Source organism: Arthrobacter sp. 05L45_2 (assembly GCF_056397525.1).
In genome coordinates this window covers 1-8,756 of record NZ_JBFTNO010000136.1, presented here as the reverse complement: position 1 = coordinate 8,756, position 8,756 = coordinate 1, and the positions used below count along the sequence as shown (strand labels likewise).

Genomic DNA, 8,756 nt, shown 5'->3' with positions numbered 1-8,756 from the left:
GCACCACACCCATCAACCGAGTGTCACCAACCTTGTGGCCCAGTACACCTAGGCCGAGCGTCGCAGGGCAGCACAGCACAGCCCGGCAACGCACAGCAGCAACCACATTAGAAAGGGCTCCCCCGGCAAAAGCCGGAGGAGCCCTTTCGTCTGTGCGCTCTGCGCCTGGCCCTTCTAGGCCCGGCCGGGCGTTACTCCACGACCAGCAGCAGGTCCCCGCCCTGGACCTGTTCCACGGCGCCCACGGCGAGCCTCGAGACAGTGCCGGCGACCGGCGTCGTGATGGAAGCTTCCATCTTCATGGCTTCGATGGTCGCGACGGTATCGCCGGCGTTGACCTTGTCCCCGGCCTTGACGGTCAGGGTGACGGCGCCGGCGAACGGTGCGGCCACCTGGCCCGGCTGGGAGGCGTCGGCACGTTCGGCGGCCTTGACGTTGCTCACGACGGACCGGTCACGGACCACCACGGGCCGGGACTGGCCGTTCAGGGTGCACATGACGGTGCGCATGCCCTTCTCGTCGGGTTCGGACACGGCCTCGAGCGAGGCGATCAGGCGGACGCCCTTCTCCAGCTCGATCTCGTGCTCGGCGCCGCGCTGCAGGCCGAAGAGGTAGTCGCGGGTGTCGAGGACGGAGAGGTTGCCGTACGCCTCCACGCTCTTCTGGTAGTCCTTGGTGGGACCGGCGAAGAGCAGCCGGTTGAGGGTCTGCTGCACCGTTTTGGAGTCGCCCTTGAGCGCGGCGCTGTCTTCGGCGCTGAGCTCAACGTCGCGGACCTTGACGCTGCGGCCCTGCAGCGCCTTGGTCCGGAACGGCTCCGGCCAGCCGCCGGGAGGATCGCCGAGTTCGCCGSACAGGAAGCCGATCACGGAGTCCGGGATGTCGTACTTCTGCGGGTTCTCGTTGAAATCGGCCGGGTCGGCGTTGAGGCCCACCAGGTGCAGGGCGAGGTCGCCCACCACCTTCGATGACGGGGTGACCTTGACCAGCCGGCCCAGGATACGGTCCGCGGAGGTGTACATGTCCTCGATGGCCTCGAACCGTTCTCCCAGTCCCAGCGCGATGGCCTGCTGCCGCAGGTTGGAGAGCTGGCCGCCGGGGATTTCGTGCCGGTAGACCCGGCCTGTGGGGCCCGGCAGTCCGGATTCGAACGGGGCATAGACCCGCCGTACGGCCTCCCAGTAGGGCTCCAGGGCACACACGTTCGCCAGGCTCAGCCCGGTGTCGCGCGGGGTGTGGGCCAGCGCCGCGACCAGTGCTGAGGCGGACGGCTGGCTGGTGGTGCCGGCCAGGGACGCGGATGCGACGTCGACGGCGTCCACCCCGGCATCCACGGCCGCCAGCAAAGTGGCCAGCTGGCCGCCGGTGGTGTCGTGGGTGTGCAGGTGCACCGGGAGGTCGAATTTCTCCCGCAGGGCGCTCACCAGCCGGGCGGCGGCTGCCGGACGCAGCAGTCCCGCCATGTCCTTGATGGCGAGGATGTGCGCGCCGGCGTCGACGATCTTCTGGGCCAGGTCCAGGTAGTAGTCGAGGGTGTAGAGCTTTTCCTCCGGGTCCAGCATGTCCGCGGTGTAGCACAGTGCGACCTCGGCCACGGCCGTGCCGGTGTCGCGGACGGCGCGGATGGCGGGGGCCATCTGGTTGACGTCGTTCAGGGCGTCGAAGATCCGGAAGATGTCGATGCCGGTCGCGGCGGCCTCATTCACGAAGGCCACCGTCACCTCCTCCGGGTACGGCGTGTAGCCGACGGTGTTCCGGCCGCGGAGCAGCATCTGCAGGCAGATGTTGGGCAGGGCCTTGCGGAGGGCGGCCAGGCGGTCCCAGGGGTCCTCGCCGAGGAAGCGCAGCGCGACGTCGTAAGTCGCTCCGCCCCAGGCCTCGACGGAGAGCAGTTCGGGAAGCATCTTGGAGACAGCGGGGGCCGCGGCCACCAGGTCGCGGGTACGGACGCGCGTGGCCAGCAGGGACTGGTGCGCGTCACGGAAGGTGGTGTCGGTGACAGCGACGCCCTCCTGGCCGCGGAGGGCCTTCGCGAAGCCCTCCGGCCCGAGTTCGAGCAGCCGCTGCCGCGACCCTGCGGGGGCGTCGGCATCCTCGAGGGCCGGCAGCTTGTCCGCGGGGTCGGTGTGCACCGTGAGCTCGCCGTTGGGCTTGTTGACGGTGACCTCGGCGAGCCAGGTCAGCAGCTTGGTCCCGCGGTCGGCGGAGACGCGGGCCTTGAGCAGTTCCGGGCGCTCGTCGATGAACGAGGTGGCGACGTTGCCGGCAACGAAGTCCGGGTCGTCCAGGACGGCCTGGAGGAAGGAGATGTTGGTGGACACACCGCGGATACGGAACTCGGCCAGGGCGCGCCGGGCGCGGGCGACGGCGGTGGCGTAGTCGCGTCCGCGGCACGTGAGTTTGACCAGCATCGAGTCAAAGTGCGGGCTGATCTCGGCGCCCGAGTACACGGTTCCGCCGTCGAGCCGGACGCCGGCGCCGCCCGCCGAGCGGTAGCCGGTGATCTTGCCGACGTCGGGCCGGAAGCCATTGGCCGGGTCCTCTGTGGTGATGCGGGACTGCAGTGCGGCGCCGTTGAGCTTGACGGTCTCCTGGGACAGGCCCAGGTCAGCCAGGGTCTCCCCCGAGGCGATGCGCAGCTGGGCCTGGACGAGGTCGACGTCGGTGACTTCCTCGGTGACCGTGTGCTCAACCTGGATGCGCGGGTTCATCTCGATGAACACGTGCTGGCCGGCCCGTTCACCCACAGTGTCCACCAGGAACTCGACAGTGCCGGCGTTGACGTAGTTCAGGGCCTTGGCGAACTTCACCGCGTCCCGGTAGAGGGCCTGCCGGATACCCTCGTCAAGGTTCGGCGCCGGCGCGATTTCGATGACCTTCTGGTGGCGGCGCTGGATGGAGCAGTCGCGTTCGAAGAGGTGCATGACGTTGCCCTTGGCGTCAGCGAGGATCTGGACCTCGATGTGCCGCGGCCGCAGGACAGCCTGCTCGAGGAACATCGTGGGGTCGCCGAACGCCGCATCCGCCTCGCGCATGGCGGCCTGCAGGGCCTCGGGCAGGGCCTCCCGGGTGTCCACCCGGCGCATGCCGCGGCCGCCGCCGCCTGCGACGGCTTTGGCGAAGATGGGGAAGCCGATCTCGTCCGCGGCCGCGATGAGTTCGTCGAGGTCCTTGGACGGCTGGCTGGACTTCAGGACCGGGACGCCGGCCTTGCGGGCGGCCTCCAGGGCGGCCACCTTGTTGCCGGCCAGCTCCAGGACCTCAGCCGGCGGCCCGACGAAGGTAATGCCGGCTGCGGCCGCGGCGCGGGCGAGGTTCGGGTTTTCGGAGAGGAACCCGTAGCCCGGGTAGATGGCGTCAGCCCCGGCCTCTTTCGCCACGCGGACCACCTCGTCGACGTCGAGGTAGGCCCGGACGGGATGGCCCTCTTCGCCGATCAGATATGCCTCGTCGGCTTTCTGGCGGTGGATCGAATTACGGTCCTCGGTCGGGAACACTGCAACGGTCTTGGCACCCAGCTCGTAGCTGGCCCGGAAAGCACGGATCGCGATTTCGCCGCGGTTAGCCACCAGAATCTTGGAAAACATACTTCTCCTGCATCATTGCGGGCGGTTCGGTAAGTGGTCACAGTTTCTAGGACTGGTGTGCGCAAACACAAATCATTGTGGTGCCCGTCACAGCATTATGCGTCATTTCCGCGGCAGACGGCAGATCGGCGCCGATCCGGGCTCCCGGGGCCTGTTCGGGCCCCCGCCGGAGAGGATGAGACGGGTTAAGGCGCCCGGTCCACATATGATGAGGTGGTGGGTGGCGCACGCACGCCCCGGTCCGGAGGAACGCACGGGCCGGCATGACCCAGTCTCGGCAACCGGCGTTAGGTATTGGTTTTTCAAGTGCAAGTAGTCAGCATCAGCAGCCTCAAAGGCGGGGTCGGCAAGACATCCGTGACAACCGGACTGGCGTCGGCAGCACTCGCAGCCGGCATCCCCACCCTCGTGGTCGACCTGGACCCGCATGCGGATGCCAGCACGGCCCTCGGCGTCCGCCCCGACGGGCAGCTGGACATCGGCCGGATGATCAAAGCGCCGCGCAAGGCCCACCTTGCCGAGAACGTGGTCCCCAGCGGATGGGTGGAGCACCTGGCCGGCGCAACGGCCGACGGCGCCGCGCCGGTTCTCGATGTGGCCATCGGCTCCGCATACACCGGCATCTACGACCGGCCGGACCTTGGCCGGCGCGATCTGCGGCGCCTCTCCACGGTCCTTGCCAGCGTGGGGCACTACGACCTGGTCCTCATCGACTGCCCGCCGTCGCTGAACGGCCTGACCAGGATGGCCTGGTCTGCCAGCGACAAGGTGGCCCTCGTGGCCGAACCGGGGCTGTTCTCCGTGGCCGGCACCGAACGCACCATGCGCGCCATCCAGCTCTTCCGGCAGGAGTTCGCGCCCGCGCTGGCGCCGGCCGGCATTGTGGCCAACCGGGTGCGGTCCGGCTCCGCAGAGCACACCTTCCGGCTGGCCGAGATGCAGTCCATGTTCGGCGAACTGCTGCTCACCCCGCACATTCCCGAGCAGGCGAACTGGCAGCAGATCCAGGGCGCCGCCCACTCGGTCCACCACTGGCCCGGTGACTCCGCCAAGAACGCCGCAGCGCTGTTCGACAGCCTGCTCGCCAATGTGATGGGCACCAGCACCGCCGGTGAACTGGCGGCGGCTGGTATGGTCCGCAACCGCAGCCAGCGCTAGCCCCGGCCGGCCCCGGCGATTAGGCCAATACAACCGGCAAACAAAAAACAGGCAAACAAAAAACGCGGGGCCACAGTGTGGCCCCGCGTTTTTAGGTGGAATTTTGGGCTGTGCTAGCYGATCTTGCGGGCGGCCCGGCGCTTGCTGAGCTCGTCGTCCGGGAAGGACTGGTCCGCAGCGTGCTCGCTCGGGAGGGCTGCTAGGCTTCCTTCGACTTCGCGCCAGACACGGCCGACGGCGATGCCAAAGACACCCTGGCCGCCCTGTACCAGGTCAATGACCTCGTCCGCCGACGTGCACTCGTAGACGCTGGCACCGTCGCTCATAAGGGTGATCTGGGCGAGGTCCTCGACCCCGCGTTCACGGAGGTGCTCAACCGCCGTGCGGATCTGCTGCAGCGAAACGCCGGTATCCAGGAGCCGCTTGACGACTTTCAGGACCAGGATGTCGCGGAAACCGTACAGACGCTGGGAGCCGGAGCCGGCGGCGCCGCGCACGGCAGGTTCGACCAGCCCGGTACGGGCCCAGTAGTCGAGCTGGCGGTAGGTGATGCCGGCCGCCTTGCACGCGGTCGGGCCACGGTAGCCCGCGTCCTCGTCCAGGACGGGAAGATCCTCGGTGAAGAGCAGGCCTTGGGCACCGCTTGCGGGCACAGCAACGCCTGCCGTCGAGGCCTGCTTGAGCTCGCCTGCTTCGCCTTTCGGACTCACGTGGATCCTCCTTGTCATGAGTTCCCGCGGGAACTTGCAGCAACGCCGCGGTATCCGGGACAGGAGACGGACCAAGACCGCACGTGAATGATCCGTGAAGTTTCGGTTCCGGCTGCACTTTCCAGTGTGACTTGCACGGCTGTTGTATGCAATGGGAACTTGTACCTCCGACGTTAGGCCTGCCGGGGCCGAAGGTCAAAGACGTTGGGGCTATTGCCGGGGCGTGTCGAAAGTTTCGACCTCGACTTTAAGCTTTGGGGCGTGTCAGCCGGCAAAATCTTCCGGTTCGACGTCGTCCAGGAACTCACGGAAGCGGCGCAGCTCCCCTTCTTCGTCGACGGCGGGACCCGGCTGGGCTTCCTCGCCGTCGTCGTGCTCAGTGATCCGGACGCCCGCTTCGTCCATCACGGCGTCCGCACACCAGATCCGGCACTTGGCCCGCAGGGCCAAGGCCAGCGCGTCCGAGGCCCTGGAGCTGACGGTGGTGCCGTCCTCGAACTGGAGCTGGCCGTAGAAGATGTTGTCCTCGACCGCGACGATGTTGACGCTGACGATCGTGTGGCCCAGGGCCTCGACCACATCGACGAGGAGGTCGTGGGTCATGGGCCGGGGCGGGACCACACCCTGCTGGGCGAGGGCAATCGCGCTGGCCTCCGGGGTGCCGATCCAGATCGGAACGTGCCGTTCGCCGTGCATCTCCTTGAGCAGTACCAGCGGCTGGTTGGAGGGCAGTTCGATCCGGACGCCAACGATCTCCACCTCAATCATCAGCTGTCCATCCTTGAGATGCGGTCCTGGACCAGGGCGCGGTGCAGCGACAGGCAGAGTTCGCTGATTTCCCGGGCGGCCTCGGCAGCGCGGGCGTGCGAGGCTGCGTCCTTCCGCGATGTCAGGGTGGCCACGGCGCGCTCCACCAGGCCGAATTCGCGGTCGGCGGCGGCCTGGAAGGGCCTGAGGTGGCGCGGTTCCAGGCCATGGCCCTCCAGCTGGACGCAGGCGCGGGCAACTTGCAGGGCGTGCTCGTCGAACTTTCCGTTGACGTGCCCGATCAGGCCGAAGCTAAGCAGGGATTCCAGCAGGGGCACACTCGCCCCGGACTCGGCACGCAGCTGTTCGGCGGTGAGCAGGCGGACCCGGTGGTTCAATTCGGCGGCAAGCTGGTCCGAGACGATCCGCGGCGACACCGTCACCCCGGGCGGGAGGTTCTCGGGCCGTTCCCCGCGGTCAATTGCGTCGAGGTAGTCCTTGATGACCTTCAGCGGCAGGTACTGGTCCCGCTGCAGGGCCAGCACAAAGCGCAGGCGTTCGACGTCGCTCTCCGAATACTGCCGGTACCCGGCGGGGGTCCGCTGCGGGTTAATGAGTCCCTTTTCCTCCAGGAACCTGATTTTCGACGCGGTCATGGAGGGGAAGTCGTCGCTTAGCTGAGCCAGGACTTCCCCGATGTTCAGGACCTGGGGTCCGCGCCGCTCGGCTTGTGCCATCGCCACAGGCAGCTACCCCGATATCAGACGTTGCCTGCGGTACGAGCAGGGCTGAGGTAGAAGGTGAGCCGGAACTTGCCGATCTGCACCTCGTTACCGGACTTCAGCTCCACGCTGTCGACACGGTCGTGATTGACGTAGGTGCCGTTGAGGCTCCCGGTGTCGACGACCTCGAAACTGCGCGCCGTGCGGCGGAATTCGACGTGCCGGCGCGAGACCGTGACGTCGTCGAGGAAAATGTCGGCGTCCGGGTGGCGGCCCGCCGTCGTGGTGTCGGAGTCCAGCAGGAACCGGGCGCCGGCGTTCGGGCCGCTGTGGGCCACCAGCAGGGCGGAGCCCGCCGGCAGGGATTCAATCGCGGTGCGTTCCTCGACCGAAACCTTCGGGGTGAGGGTCGGCTCGTCGCGGACGGGGGTGAGATGGATCGATGTGGTCTCCGAGGCATTCACTCCACCCGTGCCGTATCCACCGGTGTCGTTCTGTCCGTGCCCAACCATTGAGTCCTCCTCATTCGTTGCAGGTGTCCCCCCTGCAAACAACGCATGCCGTCCGGAAACGCCTGGCGGATCCGGTAGTCAGCCCCCGGCCGGTACTGCGCCCAGCAACCGCTGCGGCCACCAACTCCTGTGGCCTACAACTGATGTGTCCAGTAACACGGCCCGGAGACCTTCCCTTTAGCCTACCTGCTGTTCGTACTCCGATGCACTGAGCAACGACTCGACGGCGTCGGCCTCTGCGAGCTTGATTTCGATCAGCCAGCCCTCGCCGTACGGATCCGAGTTAATCAGGGCCGAATCAGTGTCCAGTGACTCGTTGCGGGCCACCACCTCGCCGCTGACCGGGGCGTAGATGTCGCTGACGCTCTTGGTGGACTCGACTTCGCCGACGACGTCGTTGGCCTTGACCTCGGTGCCGACTTCCGGCATCTGGGCGTAGACAACGTCACCCAGCGCGTCCTGGGCGAAGTCGGTGATCCCCACCCGCACCACGCCGTCGGCATTGGGGGCGGAAATCCACTCGTGTTCCGCGGTGTAGGACAGCTCTTCGGGAATGTTGCTCATGACGGGCCTTTCGTCGGGTCAATCACCTGGGTCGACGGCGGCCGATCGAACGGGCCGCCGCTGAAAGTATAGGCATATCCGCCCGGGGCCCGGCAGGACTCTGGCATGATGGGGCCATGGCAGCACGTGCACGCGTTCGGGTCGGAACTGCCCATGCCTGAGCTCCCGGAAGTAGCGGCCCTGGCGGCCTTCCTCGACACCCGGCTGCGCGGTGCTGTGGTGGCGAAAGTCCAGATTGTCTCCTTCGCCGTGCTGAAGACCGCGGATCCGCCGGTCTCCGCCCTCGAAGGCACGACAGTGACCGGGGTTCGCCGGCACGGCAAGTTCCTGGACGTGGAAGCGGACGGGCTGCATCTGGTCTTCCACCTGGCCCGGGCGGGCTGGGTCCGCTTCACTGACTCCCCCACCGGCGCGGCGCTGAAGATGGGCGGCGGACACCTCGCGGCGCGGCTCTCGTTCTCGACAGGGACGGGCCCGGTCGACCTGGACCTTACGGAGGCCGGGACCAAAAAGAGCCTGGCCATGTATGTGGTCCGGGAGCCCGCCGACGTGCCCGGTATCGCGGCGCTCGGCCCCGATCCTTTCAGTCCCGGGTTCGACGTCGACACCCTTGCCGGGATCCTGTCGTCCAGTTCGCAGCAGATCAAGGGTGTACTGCGCGCGCTCGGCCCCGATCCTTTCAGTCCCGGGTTCGACGTCGACACCCTTGCCGGGATCCTGTCGTCCAGTTCGCAGCAGATCAAGGGTGTACTGCGC

Annotated in this window: 8 protein-coding genes; 2 read left to right on the top strand and 6 right to left on the bottom strand. The window is 67.4% G+C overall.

Going from position 1 to position 8,756, the window contains the following annotated elements; all coding sequences use genetic code 11:
- Positions 1-191: 191 nt before the first annotated feature.
- Complete coding sequence (locus tag AC1DHD_RS11230; RefSeq protein WP_476879793.1) at positions 192-3,587, bottom strand: pyruvate carboxylase; 3,396 nt, start codon at positions 3,585-3,587, stop codon at positions 192-194.
- Between the two features lie 306 nt (positions 3,588-3,893).
- Between AC1DHD_RS11230 and AC1DHD_RS11225 the strand changes: the two genes are divergently transcribed.
- Positions 3,894-4,745, top strand: coding sequence for a ParA family protein (locus AC1DHD_RS11225; protein ID WP_476879792.1), 852 nt, complete (start codon positions 3,894-3,896; stop codon positions 4,743-4,745).
- A gap of 113 nt (positions 4,746-4,858) precedes the next feature.
- Here the strand turns inward: AC1DHD_RS11225 and AC1DHD_RS11220 are convergent, their stop codons facing one another.
- The 5 genes from AC1DHD_RS11220 to gcvH form a co-directional block, all read right to left on the bottom strand.
- Positions 4,859-5,455 (bottom strand): MerR family transcriptional regulator, encoded by a 597-nt coding sequence (locus AC1DHD_RS11220; protein ID WP_476879791.1) that lies wholly within the window; start codon positions 5,453-5,455, stop codon positions 4,859-4,861.
- A gap of 264 nt (positions 5,456-5,719) precedes the next feature.
- The gene (locus tag AC1DHD_RS11215) at positions 5,720-6,223 is read right to left on the bottom strand and encodes a bifunctional nuclease family protein (protein ID WP_476879790.1); all 504 of its coding nucleotides are present in this window, start codon (positions 6,221-6,223) and stop codon (positions 5,720-5,722) included.
- Entirely contained in the window at positions 6,223-6,939 is a 717-nt protein-coding gene (ftsR, locus tag AC1DHD_RS11210; RefSeq protein WP_476879789.1) for a transcriptional regulator FtsR, read from the bottom strand. The genes AC1DHD_RS11215 and ftsR overlap by 1 nt, the downstream gene beginning before the upstream one ends.
- Before the next feature lie 23 nt (positions 6,940-6,962).
- Positions 6,963-7,436, bottom strand: a complete 474-nt coding sequence (locus AC1DHD_RS11205; RefSeq protein ID WP_476879788.1) for an FHA domain-containing protein — start codon at positions 7,434-7,436, stop codon at positions 6,963-6,965.
- A gap of 177 nt (positions 7,437-7,613) precedes the next feature.
- Positions 7,614-8,000 carry a glycine cleavage system protein GcvH gene (gene gcvH / locus AC1DHD_RS11200; protein ID WP_476879787.1) on the bottom strand — a complete coding sequence of 129 codons (387 nt, stop codon included), beginning with the start codon at positions 7,998-8,000 and terminating at the stop codon, positions 7,614-7,616.
- Between the two features lie 153 nt (positions 8,001-8,153).
- Between gcvH and AC1DHD_RS11195 the strand changes: the two genes are divergently transcribed.
- The coding region (locus tag AC1DHD_RS11195) for a DNA-formamidopyrimidine glycosylase family protein (RefSeq protein WP_476879786.1) at positions 8,154-8,756 on the top strand (603 nt) is incomplete at its 3' end.